23 protein-coding genes are annotated in these 25,509 nt (G+C 51.0%); 14 read left to right on the top strand and 9 right to left on the bottom strand.

All coding sequences use genetic code 11. The features are described 5' to 3' along the window. Nucleotides 1-3: 3 nt before the first annotated feature. The 4 genes from JMW05_RS11240 to JMW05_RS11225 form a co-directional block, all read right to left on the bottom strand. Nucleotides 4-1,326 (bottom strand): NAD(P)H-dependent glycerol-3-phosphate dehydrogenase, encoded by a 1,323-nt coding sequence (locus tag JMW05_RS11240; protein ID WP_201505331.1) that lies wholly within the window; start codon nucleotides 1,324-1,326, stop codon nucleotides 4-6. Nucleotides 1,327-1,450: 124 nt separating this feature from the next. After that, a complete protein-coding gene (locus JMW05_RS11235; RefSeq protein ID WP_201505330.1) occupies nucleotides 1,451-2,059 on the bottom strand; it encodes a nitroreductase family protein in 609 nt (202 codons plus the stop codon). Nucleotides 2,060-2,111: 52 nt separating this feature from the next. Continuing rightward, the gene (gene zapE, locus JMW05_RS11230; RefSeq protein ID WP_201505329.1) at nucleotides 2,112-3,206 is read right to left on the bottom strand and encodes a cell division protein ZapE; all 1,095 of its coding nucleotides are present in this window, start codon (nucleotides 3,204-3,206) and stop codon (nucleotides 2,112-2,114) included. 148 nt (nucleotides 3,207-3,354) lie between these two features. Next, the gene (locus JMW05_RS11225) at nucleotides 3,355-4,005 is read right to left on the bottom strand and encodes an alpha/beta hydrolase (RefSeq protein ID WP_201505328.1); all 651 of its coding nucleotides are present in this window, start codon (nucleotides 4,003-4,005) and stop codon (nucleotides 3,355-3,357) included. 268 nt (nucleotides 4,006-4,273) lie between these two features. Here JMW05_RS11225 and JMW05_RS11220 point away from each other — a divergent pair, with 268 nt between their 5' ends. From JMW05_RS11220 to xseB, 3 genes are all read left to right on the top strand, one after another. Beyond that, a complete protein-coding gene (locus tag JMW05_RS11220; protein ID WP_201505327.1) occupies nucleotides 4,274-4,660 on the top strand; it encodes a hypothetical protein in 387 nt (128 codons plus the stop codon). 159 nt (nucleotides 4,661-4,819) lie between these two features. After that, entirely contained in the window at nucleotides 4,820-6,328 is a 1,509-nt protein-coding gene (gene xseA / locus JMW05_RS11215) for an exodeoxyribonuclease VII large subunit (protein WP_201505326.1), read from the top strand. Between the two features lie 67 nt (nucleotides 6,329-6,395). After that, on the top strand, nucleotides 6,396-6,665 hold the full coding sequence (gene xseB, locus JMW05_RS11210; protein ID WP_201505325.1) for an exodeoxyribonuclease VII small subunit: 270 nt from the start codon (nucleotides 6,396-6,398) through the stop codon (nucleotides 6,663-6,665). 19 nt (nucleotides 6,666-6,684) lie between these two features. Here the strand turns inward: xseB and pncB are convergent, their stop codons facing one another. From pncB to JMW05_RS11195, 3 genes are all read right to left on the bottom strand, one after another. Then, the gene (pncB, locus tag JMW05_RS11205; RefSeq protein WP_201505324.1) at nucleotides 6,685-7,902 is read right to left on the bottom strand and encodes a nicotinate phosphoribosyltransferase; all 1,218 of its coding nucleotides are present in this window, start codon (nucleotides 7,900-7,902) and stop codon (nucleotides 6,685-6,687) included. Nucleotides 7,903-8,175: 273 nt separating this feature from the next. Beyond that, the gene (msrAB, locus tag JMW05_RS11200) at nucleotides 8,176-9,885 is read right to left on the bottom strand and encodes a bifunctional peptide-methionine (S)-S-oxide reductase MsrA/peptide-methionine (R)-S-oxide reductase MsrB (protein WP_201505652.1); all 1,710 of its coding nucleotides are present in this window, start codon (nucleotides 9,883-9,885) and stop codon (nucleotides 8,176-8,178) included. A 293-nt stretch (nucleotides 9,886-10,178) separates the two neighbouring features. Then, entirely contained in the window at nucleotides 10,179-11,636 is a 1,458-nt protein-coding gene (locus JMW05_RS11195; RefSeq protein WP_201505323.1) for a coniferyl aldehyde dehydrogenase, read from the bottom strand. A 302-nt stretch (nucleotides 11,637-11,938) separates the two neighbouring features. Here JMW05_RS11195 and lipB point away from each other — a divergent pair, with 302 nt between their 5' ends. The 4 genes from lipB to JMW05_RS11175 all read left to right on the top strand — a co-directional run bounded on the left by lipB (nucleotide 11,939) and on the right by JMW05_RS11175 (nucleotide 14,607). Beyond that, nucleotides 11,939-12,712: a lipoyl(octanoyl) transferase LipB gene (lipB, locus tag JMW05_RS11190; protein ID WP_201505322.1), complete on the top strand. Its 774-nt coding sequence runs from the start codon at nucleotides 11,939-11,941 to the stop codon at nucleotides 12,710-12,712. 176 nt (nucleotides 12,713-12,888) lie between these two features. Then, entirely contained in the window at nucleotides 12,889-13,419 is a 531-nt protein-coding gene (locus JMW05_RS11185; RefSeq protein ID WP_199508001.1) for an inorganic diphosphatase, read from the top strand. A 222-nt stretch (nucleotides 13,420-13,641) separates the two neighbouring features. Continuing rightward, nucleotides 13,642-14,106, top strand: a complete 465-nt coding sequence (locus tag JMW05_RS11180) for a hypothetical protein (RefSeq protein WP_201505321.1) — start codon at nucleotides 13,642-13,644, stop codon at nucleotides 14,104-14,106. Between the two features lie 99 nt (nucleotides 14,107-14,205). Beyond that, on the top strand, nucleotides 14,206-14,607 hold the full coding sequence (locus JMW05_RS11175; protein WP_201505320.1) for a DUF1622 domain-containing protein: 402 nt from the start codon (nucleotides 14,206-14,208) through the stop codon (nucleotides 14,605-14,607). 22 nt (nucleotides 14,608-14,629) lie between these two features. Here the strand turns inward: JMW05_RS11175 and dusB are convergent, their stop codons facing one another. Both dusB and JMW05_RS11165 read right to left on the bottom strand, forming a co-directional pair. Then, nucleotides 14,630-15,649 (bottom strand): tRNA dihydrouridine synthase DusB, encoded by a 1,020-nt coding sequence (gene dusB, locus JMW05_RS11170; RefSeq protein ID WP_201505319.1) that lies wholly within the window; start codon nucleotides 15,647-15,649, stop codon nucleotides 14,630-14,632. 141 nt (nucleotides 15,650-15,790) lie between these two features. After that, nucleotides 15,791-17,836, bottom strand: a complete 2,046-nt coding sequence (locus JMW05_RS11165) for a BCCT family transporter (RefSeq protein ID WP_201505318.1) — start codon at nucleotides 17,834-17,836, stop codon at nucleotides 15,791-15,793. A 434-nt stretch (nucleotides 17,837-18,270) separates the two neighbouring features. Between JMW05_RS11165 and JMW05_RS11160 the strand changes: the two genes are divergently transcribed. The 7 genes from JMW05_RS11160 (at nucleotide 18,271) to JMW05_RS11130 (ending at nucleotide 25,417) form a co-directional block, all read left to right on the top strand. Next, nucleotides 18,271-18,501, top strand: a complete 231-nt coding sequence (locus JMW05_RS11160) for a hypothetical protein (protein ID WP_201505317.1) — start codon at nucleotides 18,271-18,273, stop codon at nucleotides 18,499-18,501. Between the two features lie 362 nt (nucleotides 18,502-18,863). Then, on the top strand, nucleotides 18,864-19,466 hold the full coding sequence (locus JMW05_RS11155) for a TetR/AcrR family transcriptional regulator (RefSeq protein WP_201505316.1): 603 nt from the start codon (nucleotides 18,864-18,866) through the stop codon (nucleotides 19,464-19,466). A gap of 278 nt (nucleotides 19,467-19,744) precedes the next feature. Beyond that, nucleotides 19,745-20,944 (top strand): iron-containing alcohol dehydrogenase, encoded by a 1,200-nt coding sequence (locus tag JMW05_RS11150; RefSeq protein ID WP_201505315.1) that lies wholly within the window; start codon nucleotides 19,745-19,747, stop codon nucleotides 20,942-20,944. A 62-nt stretch (nucleotides 20,945-21,006) separates the two neighbouring features. After that, nucleotides 21,007-22,056, top strand: a complete 1,050-nt coding sequence (locus JMW05_RS11145) for an NADP-dependent oxidoreductase (RefSeq protein WP_201505314.1) — start codon at nucleotides 21,007-21,009, stop codon at nucleotides 22,054-22,056. 172 nt (nucleotides 22,057-22,228) lie between these two features. Beyond that, complete coding sequence (locus JMW05_RS11140) at nucleotides 22,229-22,906, top strand: type 1 glutamine amidotransferase domain-containing protein (RefSeq protein WP_201505313.1); 678 nt, start codon at nucleotides 22,229-22,231, stop codon at nucleotides 22,904-22,906. Nucleotides 22,907-22,909: 3 nt separating this feature from the next. Continuing rightward, nucleotides 22,910-23,545 (top strand): glutathione S-transferase family protein, encoded by a 636-nt coding sequence (locus tag JMW05_RS11135; protein WP_201505312.1) that lies wholly within the window; start codon nucleotides 22,910-22,912, stop codon nucleotides 23,543-23,545. Nucleotides 23,546-23,725: 180 nt separating this feature from the next. Further along, nucleotides 23,726-25,417 carry an MFS transporter gene (locus JMW05_RS11130; RefSeq protein WP_201505311.1) on the top strand — a complete coding sequence of 564 codons (1,692 nt, stop codon included), beginning with the start codon at nucleotides 23,726-23,728 and terminating at the stop codon, nucleotides 25,415-25,417. The last annotated feature ends 92 nt before the right edge of the window (nucleotides 25,418-25,509 follow it).

Below are 25,509 nucleotides of genomic sequence, written 5' to 3'. Positions count from 1 at the left end.
CGGCTATTTGGACGCTTTGCTGCTCGTCGGCGAGTCGGTGCGCTCTGCTTGCGCGGCTTGCATTTGCGCGCGCAAAGCGGCGTTGCTGTGGTCGTGCGGCATGACGAACTCGACATCGCTACGAAAGCCCGCTTCCATCAAGTTTAGCGCCACACCGAGCGCGGCTTTGTCTTCATAGATGACCGCGTACAATGCATGGGTGATGGGCATGTAAATGCCATCTTTGCTCGCTTTTTCATGGACTTGCTGAATGGTGTTGACGCCTTCTGCGGTCTGTCCCAGCTTTTTGACCGCCGCATCAATGCTCATACCGCGACCAAGCATATTGCCAATGCGGTAGTTGCGGCTCAGCTCTGAACCGCAAGTGGCGTACAAGTCACCGACGCCTGAAAGCCCCAAGAAGGTCAAGGGATTGGCGCCTGTCTCAACCCCAAAGCGGCTCATTTCAGCCAGCGCGCGGGTCAAGAGCATGGCTTTGGTGTTTTCACCCACATCGTAGGCTGCAGCCATGCCCATGGCAATGGCATAGATGTTTTTGAGCGCGCCGCCAAGCTCCACCCCGCGAATGTCATCACTGGCAAACACGCGAAAAAACGCACTGTGTAAGGCGGCTTGTACCGCGTGACGCAGCGGCTCTGAGTCGCTGGCGATGACGGTGGCTGAGGGCATGTTTTGCATAATCTCAACCGCTAGATTGGGTCCTGACATGACCCCAAAATTGACCTCAGGCAACTCTTCGCGGATGATGTCACTCATCAAGGCAAAGGTATCTTTTTCCATACCTTTGGTCAAGGACACCAGCGCCTGCCCTGTGATAAAGGGCTTGATGTTTTTGAGGGTTTGGCGAAATGCCATGCTGGGCACGGCCAAAAAGATGATGTCTTTGTCTTTAATCGCTGCTGCCAAATCATGGCTGTAGTGCAGGCGTTCATCCAGCTTGTGCCCTGGCAGGTATTTTTTGTTCATATGCAGCTTGGCCATAGATTTGACCGTGCGTTTGTTTCTGACCCATAGCGTGGTGTCACAGCCATTTTTTGCCGCAAGGTTTGCCATCGCGGTACCAAAGCTGCCGCCGCCCAATACAGCAAGGCGCAGCTTGGTGGGGTCTTTTGGCAGCTGCGGCATGTTTTTGACCACATCGACCGCAACCGCACTTGGGTCAAGTTTGCGCCGTGGGCGTGCGGTTTTGGCAGCGCGCCCGATGATGCCAGCCAATAGCCCATTTTGCTTGTCTGCGCTGCTCTTTGCGGCGGCTTTTGACTTGGCCTCAGCGCTCGCATCGGCTTTTTTGGCAGCGTCTTTGTTGGTCTTTTTTGCGTTTGTCATATCCGTATATCCGTATTATTCACTATAAAGGGTCAATTCTGGGGGCAAAATGCCTGTCTGTTGTGTTTATTGGTGCGAGGTGGGCTTTGGCATATCCGTTGCCACCGCCCTACTGCTGGTCTTGTTAAGAGTCAAAACGCAGCAATTCCTCGACATCCATAGCTTCGCGCACGGGCATATCACAGTGGCTGCTGCCGGTATACACGAACGCGGTCACGTAGTCTTGCTCGCTTACGCCAAAGTACGCTTTGACGGCAGGCTCATTACACAGCAGTCCCGTGCGCCATACGGTGCTAAAACCTTGCGCTTTTAACGCCAAAATCAGATTTTGCACCGCCGCGCCTGCACTCAGTAGCTGCTCAAATGGCGGAACTTTTTTGTGCGCTTGCATTTGGGTGACGACCGTAATGATGACGGGCGCACGTAGCGGCATGTTTTTGGTTTTGCTGCGCTCTTTGTCCGAGAGGCTCGTGCCTTCTGCGTGCGCTTTGGCTTCAGCTGCCGCCAGCAAAGCATCACCCAAGCGGTGACGGGCATTGCCTTCGGTCACGATAAAGCGCCATGGCTGCAGCTTTTTGTGGTCGGGGGCGGTGGCAGCGCATTCAATCGCGGCGGTGATTTGCGCGTGGTTGGGAGCAGGGATATTTAGGTTGCCAATACTGCGTCTGGATTTTATCCAATTAATGACTTGCTCGTCCGTGACCGTGCTGTTTGGGGCGTCCGTTTGGCTCATAAAAATATCCTCATGATTCTCTGTGGTGGGCAGGTATGCTAAGTCTTGGCGCTCAGTCATCCAGATGGTGCGGCATTTTGAGGTATTCCTCAGACTGCATTTCTAATAAGCGCGAACGGGTACGCTCAATCTCAAACGCCAGTTTTTCGCCTTGATACAGCTCAAGAATCGACTGCTCAGCGCGTACCAGCAGTTTTACCTTGCGGTCATAAAACTCATCGACCAGATAAATAAAGCGTCGGGTCGGGTCACGAAAGTCGTCATCAAGCGCGGGCACATTGTCCACCATCACCGTACTGTAGCAATGGGCAATCTCAATAAAATCCGCCGCCGAGCGGGCATCCATACACAGATGGCGAAACTCACAAAACAAGATGGTCTCGGTACGCGCATTGATTTTAATCTCGCGCCCATTAACCGTAATCGGCTCACGGCTGATTTTTAGGTTATTGCTCAGGCTGGCAAAGCGGTTGGCAAGCCAGTGATGGTTTTCTTTGGTCAGTGGGTATTTGTAGAGCTCAGCCTGCTGCAAGACGCGCAGACGATAGTCAATACCTGAGTCGATATTCATCACTTGCGTGTGCGCTTCGACCTCTTTGATGGCAGGCAAAAAGCGGTCACGGTGCAGACCGTCTTTGTAGAGTCCTGCAGGCTCAATGTTTGAAGTGGCGACCAAGGTCACCCCGCGCTCAAAGAGCATGGTAAATAAGTCGCCCAAAATCATCGCGTCTGACACATTGGACACAAAAAACTCATCAAAACAAATCACCACCGACTCTTGGTGAATGATGTCCGCGACCTTTTCTAGCGGGTCGCTTTGTCCTTGTAGTTTATTCAACTCATGATGCACGCGCTTCATAAAATGATGAAAGTGCTGACGTGTCTTGCGCTCAATATCGAGCGAGTTGTAAAACATGTCCATCATCCACGTCTTACCGCGTCCTACCCCGCCCCACATGTACAGACCTTTCGGCGCTTGCGGCTTGGCTTTTAAAAACCCAAAAAAGCCCTTTTTTTGCTGCGCGTTTTGTTTTAGCTCGTGGTATAGCGTGTCAAGGTACGCCATGGCTTGGTATTGCTGCTCGTCACGGGTGAACTCATCGGTACTGATGGCGGCTTCGTAACGCTGCAAAGGGGATAGTTTCATACGCTGACTCATTGTTGGTCAAAGGGTGAATAAAAAAACATCGTGCTGCGCCTGCCGCCGCGCTCACATCAAGGCATCAGCAAGGCGCGCGCCAGCACGCCACTGCATACAGGTGCGCTGATAGATTAAAGCGCGGCACACAAAACGCTCAAGAGGCGCTGTGGCTTTCTAAAAGCGACTTTAGCTCAGGCAAACGCCCGTGAAAAAAGTGCCCTGCGCCCTCGACAATGCTGGTGGTGATGCCCATACGCTCCGCGAAAACCCGCATACTCTCAGGCGCAATCACCTCATCGGCATCGCCATAAATCTGGAACGTGTCCGCAGTCGGTAAGCTCAAATCCTCGCTGTTGTTTTTTTCAACAGACGGCGCAATCAGCGCGACACGCTGCAACTCAAAATCATCCAACCCCCAAATGTGGGCAGCGGTCAGCATCTGCTCAGCCACCCGCGCGGTCACATAGCCGCCAAATGAAAAGCCGCCGAGCCACAGTTTTCGGGCGCTGCTTTGAGTAGCAATCCATTGTAGCACGGTCATGGCATCAACAATTTCGCCTTCTGCATAGTCATGCTCGCCTGTCGACTGCCCCACGCCGCGAAAGTTAAAACGCACCACATGCATACCACTGTCGCGGGCAAAACGGTACATGGTGGTCACGACTTTATTGTTCATCGTACCCGCAAATAAGGGGTTTGGGTGACAAAGTAAGGCAACGGTATCGGTGGCTGGGTCGTTGGGATTGTCGTGTTGCCAGAGCGCATCGACTTCTAGCACGCCAGCAGGGGCAGGAATTAAAGGCATAACTCTCGTATCTGTATAAAAATGGATAAACCAATTATCCTAGATATGGTTTATATTTCAAGTCATTTGCTGTGTATTGACTGGGTTTTGTCGTGTGTTTGAGGTTTTGGCTTTTGATAATGGCGAGTTTTTTGCTTAATCGCACTTTTTGATGAACACTTAAACTCGAAACATTGTCGTAACAGCGCACACAATAACCCTGTAGACGCTTTAAATCGGCATACGTTACAGTAAGCTATCCTTTTTACAGACCGTTTAGGACAGTGTTATGACACCAAGTAAAAACAACCGCTTATGGAACAAGCCCATCGCTAGCGTTGGTATTTTGGCAGGGGCATTGCTGCTCAGTGCTTGCCAGAGCACGCCCTCATCACCTGTGATTCAGCGCGCCAACTCAACCTATGAGACCACAGGCATCGCCTCAACCAAAGTCCGCGCCCAAGAAAATGCGCTTGAGAGTGCCAAAAAAACGTGTGGCTCACGTCAAGTCATCGTACTCGATGATGAAGTCAAATATAACGGCCTGCTCGATGAGCGTACAGGACGCGTGGTTGGACAAGTCGGCGCGGTGGTCGGCACAATCTTTGGGACAGGCTCACCAAATTTATCGCGTGATGACGATTATGAATATACCGTCAGCTTCCGTTGTCAGTAATTCAGAGACATCACTTAACGATTTAAAAGACATACCGCCGCTTATGCCATTAAGCTGCGGTATTTTTTTGGCGACTTTGGTATAGATTTTGCGCGAATGGCTGGCGTTTATGAGCGGCTATGCTATCTTATGCTTTTTATGGCACACAGACACCGTACTATGCGCAAACCGAATCTCAACCAGCTCACAGACCACCCCGCAACTGACAGCATGCATGATGTCTCGGCATTACAAGGCGAGCTGTCCGCCATGGAGCATGCGCTAGAGGATACGGTGCTGCGCTTGAGCGACTATTTGTCAGCGGTCGATATGGTCATCAAACAGACCTTTGACCACCGCGTGTGGGTCAAGGCAGAGATTCGCAACTTATCGAGCAAGGGCGGGCATTATTATTTTGAGCTGGCAGAAAAAGACGATGCTGGCAAAGTGGTCGCCAGCTGCCGCGGGACGCTGTGGCGCTCACTTGCCCCGCGCGTACTACAAAAATTCGAGCGCGGTGCAGGCATGACTTTGGCGCGCGATTTGACGGTATTATTAAAGGTATCGGCGCGCTTTCATCCACAGTACGGCTTTTCTTTAAACATCGAAGACATTGACCCCAGCTATACTCTAGGCGATTTGGCGCAGCAGTACGCGGCGATTTTGGAGCGCCTATCGGGTGAGGGTTTGCTTGAGCGTAATAAAGCGCTGCCCGCCCCCTTTGATATCGAGCATGTCCTCGTCATTGCCCCTGAAAAAGCGGCGGGTCTGGGCGATTTTCGTGCCGATGCCGACAGGCTGATGCGCCACGGGGCGTGTCAGTTTCATTACCATCACGCCACTTTTCAGGGCAATCACGCGCATGCTGAGATACGCCAAGCCATCATCAGCGCGCAGCAGCAGTTTGCCGCAAGCCATGCGTGCGCTCCTGATTTGTTGGTGATTATTCGCGGCGGCGGCGCGGTGGGTGATTTGGCGTACCTAAATGACTACGAGCTTGCCGCGTTGGTCGCTGAGCTGCCGATGCCCGTCTGGGTCGGTATCGGTCACGAGCGCGACCGTGTGATGCTCGATGAGGTGGCGCATCACAGCTTTGATACGCCCTCCAAAGTGATTGCCGCGATTGTCACTCATCTATCGACGCTCATTCACCAGACTTTGCAATACCAAGCGCAAATCTGGCACGCAGCCCAGCAGCAGCTGTATGTCGCACGCCAGCAGACAGCGCGTTCATTGGCGCACATCCAAGCGAGCAGCCAAGGTACGCTGACCGCCGTACAAAAAGACTGTTACTACGCGTGGCAGACCACCGAGCACAGCGCACGCCAGCAGCTCAAGCGCGCGCGCACCACCTCAAGCAGTCATTATCAAAACATTCATGACCGCAGTCAGCAGCAGCTGCGCCGCACACGCCAGCATATCCGCGATACCCAGCAGCACGTAAATACCCACGCCTATCAGCAACTGGCAAGCGCCCGTGCCAACAGTCGCCACCTGCGCGACATTGTACTACTGCATCAGCCGACGCACTTATTACAAAAAGGCTATGCCCTCCTCCAGCGCGATGCGCGTTATATCAGCAGTGTCGATGACGTCACGCCTGAGGACACCGTCACCATCCGCTTACAAGACGGTCAGCTGCGCGCACGCGTGACTGACATTATCCGTCCTGACGAGACGACAAGCTGACCGCACGGTCTGCCCTATTTGACCCATTTATTTATGTTTATCGCTTTATTTACGACAAGGATTTGCCATGAGCAGCACCCCAAAAAGACGCAAAAAAGCCGCCCCAAAGAACTTTAAGGCGGCATATGAGATACTGCAAAACAATGCCACTGAGCTACAGCAGCAAGACACCCCTGACATTGACAATCTGATGACCACGGTCGAGGAGTCTATCGCCGCCTACCGTGTGTGCGAAGCACGTATCAATGCCGTACAAGAAGCGCTGGATGCTGCCTTTGCCGCGCAAGAAGACGAGGCTCAGACCGCTACCGAGGCATCTGCCAATAATAAGATATAAATCTTATCTTTTGCTTGCCTTATTTTGGCGCATCTAACTCAAACACTTGACGCAGGTACGCCAAATAGGTGTCGTTGTTAATCATAGTCTTGCCTGGGCTGTCTGAGATTTTTGCCACAGGCTGACCGTTACACTCGACCAGCTTGAGTACGATATTAATCTGCACCAGCCCCATATCATTGGTCAGGTTGGTGCCGATGCCAAAGCTGGTACGAATACGCTCTTTAAAATACTGGTGCAGCTGCCATGCTTTGGTCAAGTCCAGCCCATCACTAAAGGTGAGAATCTTGGTTTTTGGGTCGATTTTGAGCGTTTCGTAATGGGCAATTGCCTTATCACCCCACACATACGGGTCGCCACTGTCGTGACGCAAGCCATCAAAGAGCTTGGCGAAGTACAAATCAAAATCGCGCAAAAACGCGTCCATACCCACCACATCCGTCAGCGCAATACCCAAATCACCACGGTACTCACGTACCCACGCCTCAAGCGCCGCCTTTTGTGAATTGCGCAAACGTACATCGAGTGCCTGAAACGCCTGCATGAACTCGTGCGCCATTGTGCCGATAGGCGTCATATTCAGCGTCTTTGCCAGATACACGTTAGACGTACCGCCAAAGATGCTGGGCGCGGCATCACGCAGGGTATCGACCACATGCGCTTGCCAGCTTTTGCTAAAGCGGCGGCGGGTACCAAAATCAGCGACAATAAACGGTGGCACATCTTTGCCTTGTATCTGGGCGTAGTGCTTGAGCTGGGCGGCCTTGTCATCAAGGCGGCGCTGCCCTTCGGCAAGTACATCAGGGGTTGTCAACGCGTTGTAATACAGCTCATTGACAATCGCGAGCACAAACACTTCAAAGAACATCGCCTGAATCATCGGACCTTCGATATCGATACACAGACGCGACTTGGCATCGATACTGACGGTGATAAAGCGGCGCTTGAGCTGGAACAGCTCTAGATAGTCGACAAAATCAGAACCGATAAAGCGCAAACGGCGCAAATACTCAAGCTCATCGGGCAAAAAGCGCAGCTGACATAGGCTGTCGAGCTGATGCTCTAGCGACTCTTTGATATTGGCTAAAGGATAGGCTGTCTCATGGTTGTTGCGGCAGCGGAACCGATACACACTGTGCGTCTGCGGGAACTGGTGCAGCATCGCTTGTAGCATCGTAAACTTATACAAATCATTGTCTAATAATGAGGTAATAATGGGTTCATGGATAACGGTCATGTGACAGCCTTAACAACACAAAAATAAAAATCGATACGACAGTATGGGCGTCTTTCGCTCACAAGCACACATCCAAGCAAACGACCAGCCAGCACAGGGCGTTTAGTATAACGAAGTTTGGTTAGTTTTGCAGAATTTCACCATCAGCGGTACAAAACATCACCAAGTACGCCCCGTCCCCGACGTTTGCCGCCATCCAGACAACGCCTGCATAAACCCGACACAAAAAAAAGACAGCGCATAGGCTGTCTTTTTTACATCAATCGCGGGTCATTAAGTGCTCGCGGTTTTGCTGTCTTTAATAAGCGGTACTAGAGGCGCGTAACCTGACTGCGCCATGCGCGAGACAGGGATAAACTGTAGTGCGCCGCCATTGATACAATAGCGCAGCCCGCCACGGTCTTTGGGACCGTCATCGAACACGTGCCCAAGATGCGAGTCGGCGACCCGTGAGCGCACCTCAATGCGCGTCATATTAAAGCTCTTGTCTTTATGCTCAGTGATGACTTGCGGGTCAATCGGCTTGGTAAAGCTTGGCCAGCCGCAGCCTGAATCATACTTATCGGTCGATAAGAACAGCGGCTCGCCACTGACCACATCGACATACACGCCTGGGGCAAACAGATGGTCGTACTCATGACTGAACGCGCGCTCGGTGCCTGCCTTTTGCGTGATGTCATACTGCGCTTGGGTCAGGGTGTCTTTGAGTGCGTTTTTGTCATAGTTGGCATAGCGCTTGGGTTTTAGGGTATCTGCAACACTACTAACGGGTGCAAGCGTACGACCTGAGAGCTGACCTTCAGGCTTGTCATCAGCCAAGCTCAAATCAATGTGGCAGTAGCCGTTGGGGTTTTTTGCCAAGTAGTCTTGATGGTACATCTCGGCAAAATAAAAATTGTCCAAGGGCTTGTCTTCAACCACAATCGCCTGCGTATAGTCTTGCTGCTTTTGGGCAATCACGCGCTCGATAATGTCTTTGTCTTTGGCATCGGTGTAGTAAATGCCTGTGCGATACTGCACGCCGCGATCATTGCCTTGCTTGTTCATGCTCGTCGGGTCAATCACGCGAAAGTAATAATCGAGCACCGTCTCTAAATCAATTCTATCGGCGTCATAAGTGACTTTGACCGTCTCGGCGTGACCTGAGCCGTCGATGACCTGCTCATAGCTTGGGTCTTTGAGTTTTGGGTCGCCATTGGCATAGCCCGATACCGCATCGACCACGCCCGCTACGCGCTCCATATAGGCTTCAACGCCCCAAAAACAGCCGCCCGCCAGATAAATGGTGCGGGTATTGATGGGTTTACCTTGCGCGTTGTAGTAGACATCGCCTTGTTTTTTGACATCTTTCATAGCGGTACTGGTGACCGCGCCCTCAGGCTTGGCTTTGCCCGCTTTTAATTCAGCAAAGTCATTGTCCGCATTGTCCGCCAGTGCGTAGGCTTGCTCAGCAGTCAGGTTGCCTTTGACGAGCTGCACTAGGTTGCCTTGTTTGTCCAAAATCGCCCAGCTCGGATACACCTGCACGCCAAGCTGATTAATCAGCGTGCCTGTATCGTCAATCAAGACTGGCAAATTGGCAAAGTCTTTTTGCACGCCTTGATACCACGCGGTAAAGTCAGCGGTGTTTTTTTCATTCAAATGCCCTGGACTTGCGACCGTCACCACATTTAGCCCATCAAAGCGCGGATCAGTGCGCCACGCCTCAGTTTCCTCGAGCGTGCCTAGGCAGAGCGGACACCAGTTCGCCCAAAACTTCACCAAGGTCGGCTTGTCTTTATCAATCACTGCCGCGCCGTTTTTGCCCAGCCCTTCTGTAAGCTGCGGTAGCGCTTGCAGGCGCAATAAGGTATCGGATGGCAGCATGTCACGTGAGCTTGTGATGCCTGCGTTTGTGGCATCAGGATTGTCCACTTGTCGCCCCGCTTCGTTCGGTTGGCAAGCGGCGAGCAGACCTGCGCTACACAAGCAGCCCACATACATTAATCGCCGTGTGGCGCTGGCAGATTTTGAGCGCGGCTCATGTGCGGACGCTTGCGAATCTGTGAGTGACCGATTTGCAGAATGCTTTGGCATAAGCTACCTTATCCTGTAAAAGTACACGCGGTACTTTTGAAATAAAATGGCGATAACTTAGACAGCGTGGTGTGGCTTTTACGGCGTCTATTATCGTACCCTATGACTTATAAATATAGGGGCGTTGATAATAATTACAAGCAACTAATTTTTATAATTCACTGATTTTAATAACTTTTTCTTACTCTACCAGCATACGCCTACTTCAGCAGTAATGCCATACCTTTTTTGAAAAGCTCACCATAAGGCGGCAATAAAAGGTTCATGCCGTTTAATTTGGACTGCACAAACACAGGCTTTAAATGACTAAAACGCTCAAAGCCTGCCTTGCCATGATACGCGCCGATACCTGAGTGCCCGATGCCCCCAAACGGCAGCTCGTGCTGAGCCACGTGTACCAGTACTTCATTCACACAGACGCCACCCGATACCGTTTGCGTACGCACGCGCTCAATAGCGCTTTCTTTTTGCCCGAACACATATAACGCCAATGGACGCGGACGCGCATTCACAAAGGCAATGGCATCATTTAAGGTGTCGTAATGCACAAGCGGTAAAATGGGCGCGAATATCTCGTTTTGCATCAAGGCGCTATCGGCATCAGGCTCGGCCACGATGATAGGCGGCATAAAGCGTGTGTCATCGTCTGTTGGCAGCTCGCTGAGCGGATGAGTGATGTCAACAGGCTGCTCGGCAAGATAGCCCTGCACCCGCTGTAAATGCGCGTCATTAATCAGGTGTGAGTAATCGGTATTGTTACCGATATCGGGATAGTGCTTGGCAAACCATTCTTTTGCCAAGGCGATAAAGCGCGGATGCTGCGCCTTTGGCAGCAAGACATAATCAGGGGCAATGCAGGTTTGCCCTGCGTTTAGCGTCTTGCCCATCATGATGCGATTGACCGCATTTTCAAGCGCCGCGTCCTCAAGCACAATCACAGGCGACTTGCCGCCCAGCTCCAAGGTCACAGGCGTCAGATTCGCCGCCGCCGCGCGCATGACCTTTTTGCCCACCTCGGTTGAGCCTGTATACAACAGATGGTCAAACGGCAGCGCGCTAAAGGCTTCGGCAAGTGCCACCTCACCCACCACCACAGCGACCATATCGGGCGAAAAATAATGGGCAATCGCCTTGGCAAAGCACTCAGCAAAACGCGGCGCAGACTCGCTCATCTTAATCAGCACACGATTGCCCGCGCATAAGGCATCAATCAAAGGACCAATCGCCAAATACAACGGATAATTCCATGGCACCATGATACCGACCACGCCGAGTGGCTGCGGCTGTATCTCATTGTGCGCGGGCAGATACAGCGCGGAGATGCCCACGCGGCGCGTCTTCATCCAGCCTTTGCCGTGTTTTTTGGCGTGCGTGATGCCCGTAAAGCTTGGGAACAGCTCAGCAAACTGCGTTTCAGCATAGCTGCGGTGATTAAAATCGGCACTGATGGCAGTCGCAAACGCGGCTTGCTCATCGCGCAGCATCGCCTCAAGGTTGTCAAGCTGCTCGGCGCGCATCGCCCAATCGGTAATCGGTTGCTGGCGGCTGAGCTGTTGCAGGTGTGCAAACTGTGCCTGCAAAGTCTCTGTGTCCGTAATGATACTGTAGCTGTTTTGCGCGGGGCTGGCTGCGGGGTCGGTGGCGTACTCGTCCATCATAATGCGTCCTTATTGTGTCAATCTAATGTAGCCCATTGCAGGATTAATGAAAAGCACCCACCTTGCGCAATTGGTGTAATAATCGTTACATGGCAGTGCGCGGCTACCGAACGGTAAGCGATGCGTGATAAATGGTAAACTGCGTCAACGCCTATGCGCCAAGGTCAAGATAAGCGCTGGGGATGTCTCACAAAAGCTGCTACACTCAGCAGCAGCGTTATGGCACTCTGATGGCTGCATCTGCCCGTGTGTCTGACTCGTTATTTTGCTTTTTCTATCCATTATTGTATTTGACAGCGCCCATGATATCTAACGCCCCGACCCATACCGTGAGCGATATGCTCATCACTAAATCGCTCACCCACGCCGACTACAACGAGACGCACGATGCGATGCTGGCACGTACGCTTGAGCGTATCGCCCTAAAAAAAGAGCACAGCACGCGCACCCCTGACGAGCTGTGGATTGTCGATCACAATGACGTCTATACCTTGGGGCAGGCGGGCAAAGAAGAGCATATCCTCGCGCATACCGACACGCCGATTATCAAGACCGACCGCGGTGGACAGGTGACGTGGCACGGACATGGGCAGCTGGTGTTGTATTGGCTGTTTGACTTGCACAGTCTGGGCTGGGGCGTGCGCAATCTGGTCTCACATGCTGAGCAAGCAATAGAAGATGTACTGCGCGAGCTGCTCACACCAGAAGGCACAGACGACGACGCCACCATCACTGCCCGCGCTCGCCGTGACGCGCCTGGCGTGTATCTGTATGCCTATGATGATAAAGGGCGCGAGATTATGCTCGGCAAAATCGCCTCGCTCGGCTTTAAGATTAAGCACGGCTTTAGCTATCATGGCTTGGCGCTCAATATTGACTGCGACCTTGCACCGTTTAACGCGATTAACCCTTGCGGTTATGCAGGCATGCAGATGCTACGTGTGGCAGACTTTGTGGACTTGCCTGCCGCGAGTACGCTGACTGCCAATCTGGTCACGCAAAAGCTCATCGACAATATCGCCAAACGCCACGCAGGCGAGATAACGCTACGACCGATTGATTCGGATTTTGCATAATCACTTCCCTGCTTGGAATTAAGCAGTGCGAGCAAAATCATAATAAACTTGTTATACTCGCAGGCGGCACACGCTAGGCAGCCTTAGGTCTGGGCGTGCACACTTTTTTACCTCGATGGTTGCCTATTTTAATCATCAGGATATCCATAACAAACAAAAGCACACAGGAGCGCTGTATGGCAGACTTTAATCAGATTTTGGACGCAGGCGACGTAGACGGCGGCATCATCAATGTGGTCGTTGAAATTCCTACTGGCAGCAGCCACAAAATCGAGTGGAACCGTGACCTTGCGGTATTTGAGCTTGACCGTGTTGACCCACAAATCTTTGCCAAGCCATGTAACTACGGCTTTATCCCACAAACACTAGACGAAGACGGCGATGAGCTAGACGCGCTAATCATCACTGAGCAGCCACTAACCACTGGCGTTTTCCTAAAAGCAAAAGTCATCGGCGTAATGAAGTTTGTTGATGATGGCGAAGTAGACGACAAAATCGTCGTAGTTCCTGCTGATGACCGCAACAACGGCAACGCGATCAATACCCTAGAAGACTTGCCAAAGCAGCTTATCAACCAAATCGAATTCCACTTTAACCACTATAAAGACCTGAAAAAAGCAGGCACCACTGTGGTTGAATCTTGGAACGACACTGCTGAAGCCAAAGAAGTGATTAAAGAAGCCATCAAGCGTTGGGCAGACAAATAAGCCGCGCCTACCCCGCTTTTTGAAAGCTTAAAAAATACCGCTGTCTGACCGATGGCGGTATTTTTTTGTGGTTGTTTTGCAGCGCTTTGCCAAAAGATGGTTAGCGTATGCAACCAGCGCCGTCTCCGCTATGCCATTTGCGGCGGGCGACTGCTATACTTTGGCACAATACTTATTGCCTTTATTTTTACCTTTTTATCAAAACGCTCACCAAGGACAGCCATGTTTAACCCTGACCCAAGCGACAAAGCCAAAACCCCCAAGCTGCCCAAAGCCGTCATCATGATGATTGAAAAAAACAACTTGGTCATGGCCATCAAAACCCTTGCCGCTGAAGAAAACATCAGCATGGATGAGGCAAAGACGCGTATTGACGCCTACGAAAATGCGCTCAAGGTTAAGCAACAACAAAAACTGACCGCCATCGCCAATAAGCAAGGCATTGATAATAAAGCCATGCGCTTTGATAGCAGCGCAGAGGCCGAGCAAGACGATGCCCTGGTCAAAAGTCATCTTAAATCCAATGACAAAGACCAAGACTTTCATCAGCTCAAAAACGGCTTAGACCGCCAGCTGAACGATATGGGCTATAAAAAACCACTCATGCCGTTTTGGGTGCGCCGCTTGCTGATTATCGCGATTGTGATGATTGGTGTCTTTTGGATTTTATGGCGCATATTTAGCTAAATTTAGCCAAACCATACGCTCAGAACAACCGCATCAGCCGTTACTAATAGAATAATACATAAGAACACCCTGCCCAAAAGCGCAGTAAGGACAAGGCATATGATAGCCATGCTGACCCAGTATATTGACATGATTGCCAAAGTGATTGAGTTTATTGGTGTGATGATTATGGTGCTCGGTCTGGTATTTGCGCTTTATCAGACGCTGCGCGCCATTGGTAACTTTGACCAGTCGGTGTATGTCGCTATCCGACAGACGGTCGGTAAATCCATTTTGCTGGGGCTAGAGGTGTTGATTGCTGCCGATATCATGGCGACGGTGGTCACTGAGCCGACCTTGCGTGATGTGCAGGTATTGGGCTTTATTGTCTTGATTCGTACTTTTTTGAGCTTGTCTTTGCAGGTTGAATTAGAGGGGCGCTTTCCGTGGCAAAAAAAACGCGCGCCCGACGATGAGAACACCGCCAAACCCGCGCCATTACCAACCACGCCTACAGAATAAGTGATTATTCATTTACGACCATTTACGCTTGCTGCGCGATGCTGTCACTTAAAAACGTCTCCACCGCTTTAAACTGTCCTGCGGTGCTCTCTTCGCTATACATGGCTTGGCGAAAGGCGTTGGAATTGGGAATGCCTGTGGTGTACCACGCGATGTGTTTGCGCGCAATGCGGCAACCTGAATACTCACCATAAAACGCGTACAGCTCCTGCAAATGCGCAAGCACAATCTGCTTAATCTCGCTGATGCTCGGCGCGGCAAGCAGCTCACCATGCTGCAAGTAATGGGCAATATCTCGAAACAGCCACGGCTGCCCTTGCGCCGCGCGCCCGATCATCACCGCATCACAGCCCGTCATCTCATACACGGCTTGTGCCTTTTCGGGACTGTCGATATCGCCATTGGCAATCACAGGAATGTTAATGCTGTCCTTGACCTCGCGTATCAGCTCATAGCGTGCATTGCCTGTATACATATCCTCACGCGTGCGCCCATGGATGGCAATCGCGGTAATGCCTGCCTGCTCGGCACGCTTTGCCACGCGCAAAATGTTTTCGCGTCCGTTTTCAAAGCCAAGGCGCGTCTTTAAGGTCACAGGCGCGTCAACCGCTGCCACCGCCGCATCAAGCAAACGCGCGACCAAGTCTTCATCTTGTAGCAGCGCTGAGCCCGCGAGCTTGCGGCATACTTTTTTGGCAGGACAGCCCATATTGATATCAATAATCTGCGCGCCATTGTCAATCTGATAGCGCGCCGCCTCTGCCAATTTGTCAGGCTCTGCGCCTGCAATCTGCGCGGAAATCGGCGCAATCTCGCCATCAAAGTTGGCACGGTACAGCGACTTTTTACGCGCATACAGCGCGGTATCGGCAATAATCATCTCGCTGACCGCGTGCCCTGCACCAAAAGATTTGCATAGACGGCGAAACGGATTGTCCGTCACGCCCGCCATCGGCGCAACCATCAAGCGATTGTCAATCTGCAAACCGCCAATAGATAGGGGTTGCAGCAGTGGATGAGCATCAGTGGACAAGATAGACATAAAGCGACGAAACCGTTATAAAACAAGCCGTTATTCTAAGTCTTATTTGAGATATTGCAAGCATTTGACCCGCTGGATTTGACCCAAGCCGTCATAGTTAAGTCAATAAATACGGCGGATGTCATTCAGCGGGCGGCGCACTTATTTATCAAACGTACTGCCTTGCTCTAGCGTTAGGTCATCGTCATGCTCCGCCATACGCCATGGCAAGCTGTCTGGCGAGACGTTTAAGAAGTGCAGGTATTTTTCAAACTGATCGATAATGTCATTAATCACTGACTCAGGCTGATAGCCATACAAGTCATAGGTCTGACCGCCGCGGCGCAAATACACCTCAGCGCGGTAATGATGCTCTTGCGGCAAGCTGTCTACGCCCGCCTCTGTGTAATAATCAGGCGCATCATGCTCCGATAAGCGCACTTCGTACCAGAACTCCACATCTTCACCACGACCCAGCTCTAAGACGGCGCGGTTATTAACATCATCATAGGTCACCTTTGGCAGCCAGCCTGTCTCGGCGAACTTTTTGGACACCTCCTCCATCGATGGCATCACCACCTCTTTGATATAGCCGAGCACCTTGTCACGCGTGGGCTGATTGGTAATATAATCAATACGGTCGCGCCATGCAGAGGACTTGAGCAGATGCGGCGGTAAGCGATTGTTGTTACCGAGGCTTTGGTTACGGTGTCCTTCGATACGCAGCGCACGCCACATACCAAACATCGAAATCAACATAATCACCGCAAAAGGCAAGGCACTGACAATCGCTGCTGTCTGTAACGCCGTCAGACCACCTGCCAGCAGCAATACAGACGCCACCGCGCCTTCTGTCACCACCCAAAACGTGCGCTGCCACCACGGCGTATCGCTACGCCCACCTGCCGCTAAGGAATCAATCACCAATGAGCCAGAATCTGAAGAAGTCACAAAAAAGGTAATAATTAATAGGACAGTTAATGTCGAAACAAACTGCGTAAAGGGCAGGTTTTCGAGTAGTTTAAATAAGGCAATCGCTTGGTTGTTTTGCACATCCGTAATCAAGGACTCATAACCGTCTATCATAATCATGTGCAGCGCGGTATCACCAAAGACGGCGAACCAAAAAAAGGTAAAGAACGTCGGCACCAGCATCACACCAAGGACAAACTCACGAATGGTACGACCACGGCTGATTTTGGCAATAAACAACCCCACAAACGGCGCCCATGCAATCGTCCATGCAAAGATAAACAGGGTCCAGTTACTGATCCAATCGCTTAATTGGTACGCCTGCAAACTAAAGGTACGCTCGACGATATTACCCAAGTAACTGCCCGTATTTTCCATAAAGGCGTTCAGAATAAAAATCGTCGGACCGACGACGAACACAAAAATCATCAGCGCCGTCGCCAGCACCATATTGAGGATGGATAAGCGCTTGACCCCTTTATCCATCCCTGCCAGCACCGACACCAAAGCTGCTGCCGTAATCAGCACAATCGCGATGACCTGCACGCTGGTATTTACTGGAATTAGGTCAGGTAGTAAATAATTGAGACCAGCATTAATCTGCGAGACGGACAAGCCCAAACTTGTGGCAATACCAAACAACGTGCCCAAAATGGCGAACACATCCACCGTGTGCCCGATAGGTCCATGAATCTTATCGCCAATCAGGGGGTACAAGGTCGAGCGCATGGACAACGGCAAACCGTGGCGAAAAGAGAAATAAGCCAGCGACAAGCCGACCACCCCATAAATCGCCCAAATATGAAAACCCCAGTGGAAATAAGCAATCTGCATCGCCTCTTTTGCCGCTTCAATCGTTTGCGGGTCGGACATCGGCGGACTGGCAAAATGCAGCACAGGCTCGGCGACACCAAAGAACAGCAGCGCAATACCGTAACCTGCCGAAAACAGCATGGCAAACCATTCGCCAAACTGATACTCCGCCTCAGCATGGTCAGGACCCAACTTGATACTGCCATAAGAAGAAAACGCCAAGGTTGTGATAAACAGCAAAAACAGCGCCACCGCCAACATATAAAACCAGCCAAAGGTCTCAGTGGTGAAGCTCAGCACATCGCTAAACAACTCCCCTGCCGCCTCAGGGTCTATCGACGTACCGACTACCAGCAAAATCATAATAATCGCTGCAGGCACAAAAACGGGCAATAAAATCGTAGAGCGTGAACCGTTACTCATAAGTGGTGGTGTCCTCAAAGCCAAATTTTAACAACAGAAAAACGCTTACTGACAGTGTTGCGCCGCCAGCGATGACGATAAAACCCATTCAATCTATAGGCAATTATCGTATTGGTATTGCCTTTTACTTTCTATAAACAGTCCCTTATCCATGGCAATACGCGCTTCAATGTTGGTGATGAATCATCTGGTGTATTATCGTAAGTGCTGTTATGTGTAACACAATTATTGAGCGAACCCCAGAAACCAGCCGTCTTCACAACAAGAACTTAACGCCAATTACATAAAACTTACCCGTAAATAAAAAAGACAACTTGTCAGTTGGTGCTTGATACGCATTGTATTGGTTTGGCTAACGGCTTTAGATTTGTTCTGAGATAGTGCCCAAGTCCTCATCAATTCTCGCTATACTGATTGATTATTAGGAGAAGATTATGAGCACACAAAACGCCCCTGTGACCAAACGCCAAATCGTCAATCGCTTTTTGGCACGTCTGACGAGCGAAGATCCGCAGATGTATTACGCCAGCACCTCTGAGGTGGCGCGCCAGCTGTATGTGATGATTAAAGAATATAACAATCGCTTGTCGGTTGAAGAGCAAGCGGTCGTGCGCGGCATCACCAGCGAACAAATCGAATCGCTGCTTGGCTTTAAAGAGCGCTAGATAATATTTGCTGAAAGTGATACTGCCCTGCTTGGCGTCTATGCGTGCCCAGCGGGGCTTTTTGCCCATCAAAATTTATAAACACCAATCAAATCTCGATACCTGTCGGCTAAACCCATCTACCTAGTGTATCACTGTGCAATTTGCAAGACGACTGGTCTAATGCTACTATAGCGGTAAGTGGTTTTAATACTTAGTATTCTTAACCGCGTTTATCTGTTGCCGCAGCCACGCACGTTTTATACAATAGCCTGCCTTTTTGCACACTGTTCGACTTTATTGGTGCCGTACTGCAAAAGCCACAGCCTATTGTCCTTTAACCGACTGGTTGGCGCATTATTATTTAGGAGTCTTTGACCATTATGCCCACGCAAAACACCGTGCCCACGTCAGATACCAGAGCGCATCTACTGGCTATTGCAACACAGCTGATTGCCCAAAAAGGCTTTACAGCGGTGGGTATTAAGCAAATCCTAGACACCGCAGGCGTGCCAAAGGGCTCGTTTTATCACTACTTTGCTTCTAAAGAAGCCTTTGGTGAGGCGGTGATTACGCGCTACTTTACCCGCTATCAGCAGCGCCTAACGTCGTTGACCAAGGCTGAGGACAGCGCACAGCAGCGCATTTATCGTTATTTTCAGGGCTGGTACGACACGCAGCAAAACGGCTGTGATGACGAAAAGTGCCTTGTGGTCAAGCTCTCCGCCGAAGTGTCGGACATCTCAGAGCCAATGCGCCAAGCGCTGAACGAAGGCTATCAGTACATCATCACGTGGCTTGCGCAGCAAATCAAAACTGGCTGGGCAGAAGGCTCAATACCGAATGACGCCCACATCTCAGCCGAGAGTCTTGCCAAGCGCTGGTACTTTGCGTGGCTGGGTGCCAGCTTGGTCGCCAAAATCAGTCAGACCAATACCCCACTTGCCGAAGTCTGGCAGATGACCACCACGCAGCTGGGGCGTTAATGCGATAAGTCACTGATACTTACGGATAGGTAACGCCTTTTGTAAACCCGCGCAATTATTTTTTAATCGTCTTATGCCTTGCGTATCGCCCAGTCTTGCGGCGCTACGCAAAATCGCATCGTCTTTGCCGCTTATTCCAATGTTATAAAAAACAACGCAACCGTTATGGCTGTACGACAGTTTTGTAAGCGTCTCTAGACGACTGGTCTAATTCATGTACAATACTTCCTATCGAATTTGCTTAACACATTATTATTCACCAAAAAATTGGATACTTTATGAATAACTTTCAATATTACAATCCTGTACGCATCGTTTTTGGCGATGACCAAGTCAGCCAACTAGACAGCCTCGTACCTAAGAATGCCCGCGTACTGATTACTTATGGTGGCGGTTCAGCCCAGCGTACAGGCACACTAGACGAAGTCAAAAACGCTTTGGCACAAAGTGGCGAACGCACGGTGTTTGAGTTTGGCGGTATCGAAGCCAATCCAGAATTTACCACTTTGCTAAACGCAGCAGACAGCGTCGTTGCCAACGACATCGATTTTTTATTGGCAGTCGGCGGCGGCTCAGTGATTGACGGGACCAAATTTGTCGCGCTGGTTTCGCACATGACCGAAGATGACGGCACGGTATCGCGTGAGCGCGCTTGGGAATCACTGCTTAGCTACTGCAAATCGGTGGATACGGCGATTGACTTGGGCACGGTGTTGACCATTCCTGCGACAGGCTCAGAGATGAACTCAGGCGGCGTGATTAACTACAGTGAGCGCCAAGCCAAGCTGCCCTTTGGCAACCCTTTGGTCTATCCTAAGTTTTCTGTCCTTGACCCCAAAAAGACCTTGACCTTGCCTGAGCGCCAAGTCATGAATGGTGTGGCAGATGCGTTTGTTCACGTCATGGAGCAGTACTTGACCTACCCTGTCAATGCCAAGGTACAAGACGCCTTTGCCGAAAGCCTGCTTAAGATTTTGATTGATGAAGGCTTGGTGGTCAAACAAGACCCAGAGAATCTAGAGACGCGCAAAAACATCATGTGGACAGCGACCATGGCGCTCAACGGTCTGATTGGTACTGGTGTGCCACAAGACTGGACGACACACATGATTGGTCATGAGCTGACCTCACTACACGGCATTGACCATGCACGTACGCTCACCATCGTCTTGCCATCGGTCATGCGCGAGCTAAAAGAGAGCAAAAAAGACAAGCTGCGCCAATATGCGCGTAATGTCTGGAACATCACCGACGAGACGCTAAGTGATGATGAGGCCATCGAAGCTGCGATTGCTTATACCGAAGAATTCTTTGTCAGCCTCGGTCTGCCCGTTAATTTTGCTGACGCTTCGCTCGACAGCAGCCATATCGATGCCATCATCGACCAGCTAAAAGCGCATCATATGACCAAGCTGGGTGAGCACGGCAATAATGATTTGGACGTATCGCGTCGCATCCTAGAGCGCGCCGCCGTATAAACTTAATCCATCATTATTAACCCTAAATAATCAACAATAAAGACACGATAAGGACAATAATTATGAGCTTTACTTCAGAACAAACCGACAATACCAATCGCCAGATTAAACTTGCCAGCCGCCCACACGGCGAGCCAACCTCGGACAACTTTGAGCTGACGACCAGCGACATCCCAACCCCAAAAGCAGGCGAGATGCTGCTACGCACGCTGTATCTGTCACTCGACCCGTATATGCGTGGACGTATGAGCGCGGCAAAAAGCTACGCCGACCCACTCAATATCGGTGATGTGATGACTGGCGGCACGGTCGCGCAAGTGGTCGAATCCAATATCGACGGCTTTAGTGAAGGTGATATTGTGGTCGCCCAATCTGGCTGGCAAGACTACAGCGTAAGCACTGGCGAGGGCGTACACAAGCTTGATAACAACATGCCGCACCCCTCTTACGGTCTGGGTGTGCTCGGTATGCCTGGCTTTACAGGCTACATGGGTCTGACCGATATCGGCAAACCAAAAGCGGGCGAAACCTTAGTTGTTGCCGCAGCGACCGGTCCTGTTGGCGCAACCGTCGGACAAGTGGGCAAGCGTCTTGGTCTGCACGTGGTCGGCGTGGCAGGCGGCGCGGAAAAATGCGCCTATGCCGTTGACGAGCTGGGCTTTGATGCTTGTATCGACCATTATGCCGATGACTTTGCCGAGCAGCTTGAGCGCGCTTGCAGCGATGGTATCGACATCTATTATGAAAACGTCGGCGGCAAGGTATTCGATGCGGTACTGCCCCTACTCAATGCCCATGCGCGTATCCCTGTGTGCGGTCTGGTCTCGCAGTACAACGCCACCGAAACGCCTGATGGCAAAGACCGCTTGGGTATGCTGATGGGCACGATTCTCAAGCAGCGCCTCACTGTCAAAGGCTTCATTATCTTTGAAGAATACGGCGAGCATTTCCCTGAGTTTTTACAAACCATGGGCGAATGGGTCGAAGCGGGCGACATCAAAACGCTTGAACATATGGTCGAAGGTTTGGACAACGCGCCGAGCGCCTTTGTGGATATGCTCAATGGTCAAAACTTTGGCAAAACCGTGATTCAGGTTGCAGATATCCACTGATAAGTAACATTTTTCCTATATATCGTCCAAAGAAACGCGCTACTGTGAATGGGGTAGCAATGGTCGTATTCAATTAGATACGCGCCCATTGCAGCCCTTCTCCTATCGATACCAAGCACGAACAGTAGCGTCTATTTTGACCGCTCTTATCAAATAACAATTAAGGATAATTATGAATATTTTAATGGTACTGACTTCACACGATACTTTAGGTGACACTGGCGAAAAGACAGGCTTTTGGCTAGAAGAATTTGCCGCCCCGTATTACACCTTTTTGGATGCAGGCGCGCAGTTGACCTTAGCCTCACCTGCTGGCGGACAGCCGCCCCTCGACCCAAAAAGTGATGATGAAGACGCGCAAACAGACGCCACAAAGCGCTTTAAACAAGATGACGAAGCGCAAGCACGTCTTGCCAGCACGCAAAAGCTCAGTGATATCAATGCACAGGATTTTGACGCGGTATTTTACCCAGGTGGTCATGGCCCATTGTGGGATTTGGCAAGCAGCAGCGACTCTATCGCCCTGATTGAGCGCTTCATTAAAGCTGAGAAGCCTGTAGCGTTCGTGTGTCACTCGCCTGCCGTGCTAAAAGACGTCAAGAGCGATGGCGAATACTTTGTTAAGGGCAAAAAACTGACAGGCTTTAGCAATAGCGAAGAAGAAGGCGTTGGTCTAACCGACGTTGTGCCGTTCTTACTAGAAGACGCGCTGCAAGCCAATGGTGCCAATTATGTCAAAGGCGATGACTGGCAGTCGTACGTGGTCGAAGACGGCTTGCTCATCACAGGGCAAAACCCAGCCTCATCAGAAGCCACTGCTGAGCATCTTTTGGCACGATTTAAGGACTAAACTGTGATACGTCTACATCATCTGAATCAATCGCGCTCACTGCGTATTTTGTGGCTGCTCGAAGAACTTGGGCAGCCTTATGAAGTGGTCAGCTATCAACGCGATGCGCGCACCCACCTTGCTCCTGAGGACTTAAAGGCGGTACACCCGCTTGGCAAGTCGCCTGTGATTGAGATAGATGGGCACATCATCGCTGAGTCTGGCGCGATTACAGAGGTTTTGGTTGAGCGTTTTGCGCCCAAACGATTGCGCCCGCAGCCTGACACGTCAGCGTATGCCGACTATTTGTCGTGGATACACTTTGCCGAAAGCTCGCTGATGCTGCCCTTATTGCTTGAGATGTTTAGCAAAAAAATGCAGCTAGAAGACAGCACCGCGCTACAAGGCTATGTCGCTAAAGAAAAGCGCAAAGTCCTCAGCTATTTAGATGATGCTGTCACCGACAAGCTGTATATCGTCGGCAATCAGTTAAGCGGGGCAGATTTTATGCTCTCATTTGACTTGATTATGCTGGCCAAACAGCAAGCGCTCGAAGACTATCCACACATCAAACAATACGCGCTACAGCTCGCCAAACTTGACAGTTATCAACGTGCGATGCGCCTTGAGGCGAATTATGATGCCAGCAGCGCCATTTAGGCAATTGCTGCCGATGTGACCCGCTAGTGTCAATTGCTGGGCTGTACCCGCGCCTTTGCGACTGTGACTTATGTTAAAATAGCCCAAGCCTATCTTGGGCTTTTGTTGTTTTTACGATGCAGCTGACGGCGATGACGCGGTTGGTTGCGTGTTCCTTGCCCTTGTACGTTGCCGTGTTTCATGACTCAAGAATACCAGTTTAAGCCCCATGAACAGCCGTTTATGGTCGGCTCCCCTGCCAATCCTGACCATCCTGTCCCGCGCAAAGTGTTGTATTTGCTGATTGGATTGTTCGTTGGGCTGACTGCAGGTTTTCAAAACGGTCTGCTCGTTGCCAATTTGACCCAGATTCAAGGGAGTCTTAGCCTCACCCCGATGGAGGGCGGCTGGATATCAGTGGCGTATAACATGACCAATGCCTGTATTACGGTATTGCTCTACAAGATACGTCAGCAGTTCGGTATCGCGCCCTTTTGTAAGCTGACGCTGTTCTTTTTGCTGCTCGCCACCAGCATGCAGTGGCTCATCAGTACCGACATATTAACAGGTGCGATAAGTACGCTGTTTGACCCTTATTATCTGGAGATTCTGACGCGGGCGATGAGTGGTATGGTCGCCAGTGCCATGACCATTTTGTCGGTGTTTTATTGCTTGCAAGGCATGCCGACCGCCAAGCGTATCAGTGGTTTGATTTTGGGCTTTGGTGTGGTGCAATTTGGCATTCCTTTATCGCGCATCATCTCGCCTTATCTGGCAGCAGGCGGTCAGATTGAGAGCTTGTTTTTGTTTGAGTTTGGGCTGGCGCTGATTTGCTTTGGACTGATTAATTTGCTCCAGCTACCACCAGGCAATGTACAGCAGGTGTTTGAAAAGCTTGATATCGTCAGCTTTGCGCTGTTTGCCAGTGGGCTTGCGGCGCTGTCGGTGTTTTTGGTGCAAGGGCGGGTGCTGTGGTGGAGCACGCCTTGGCTCAGCTATCCGCTACTCATCGCTGTGCTGGGCATCAGTGCTGCATTATGGATTGAGACGCACCGTAAAAACCCCATGCTGCAAGTGCGCTGGATGCGAAGCCGCAACATCATTGCCTTTATGATTACCGGTGCGGTGATGCGGATTTTGCTATCAGAACAAAGCGTAGGCGCGGCGGGTCTGCTTGCGCAGCTGGGCTATGGCAATGATCAGCTGGTGACGTTCTATGTGGTGATTGCTGTGGCCAGTTTATGTGCGCTGGCGGTCAGCTTTTGGCGTACCAATGCGATGGACTTGCGGCGTCCTGTTATTTTTGCGGCGCTTTTGATTGCTATTGGTGCTTGGATAGATACGGGCGTGTCTATCGACTCTGCGCCTTATATGTTTTATGTCAGTCAGTTTTTGATTGCTTTTGCCGCCATTTATTTTATGGGACCCATGGTCTTTGAAGGCATGCTGCGAGCGATTGCCAATGGTCCTGCGTATATCATCAGCTTTTCGGTGATTTTTAGTATTTCACAGACCATTGGTGGTCTGGCAGGTGCTGCGGGCATTCAGGCATTCACAACCATTCGCACGCAGACCCATTATAACGATATGGTGGGTTCTTTGAACTTTGGCGACCCTGCATTGGTGCAGCAGCTACAAGCAGCGCGCGCGCAGGTGGGCAGCCAGATGACCGACACCGCACTTGCCAGCACGCAGGCGGCGCAGCAGGTGTTTGGGCAGATACAGCGTCAAGCGGTTGTCGCCGCTTATAATGACTTGTTCTTTATTTTGGCAAGTCTTGCCAGTATCACGGTGGTGATATTGTCGCTGAATTATTTGTACTACCGCTACCACAAGCGCAACCCCTTAGAAAAAGAGCTGGCGACGCTGGCGAAAATGCGGGAAAACCGCTAACACGATTGCAGCGATGGGTGGGCGCGCGCGGCGTTATTTGTTTGTTGTTGAGCACGATTGCGCAAACAACGGACAGCGTCGCGCGCTACTGA

The sequence above is a fragment of the Psychrobacter aestuarii genome (genome assembly GCF_904846035.1).
GTDB lineage: Bacteria > Pseudomonadota > Gammaproteobacteria > Pseudomonadales > Moraxellaceae > Psychrobacter > Psychrobacter aestuarii.
This window is presented reverse-complemented; position numbering and strand designations above follow the sequence as displayed.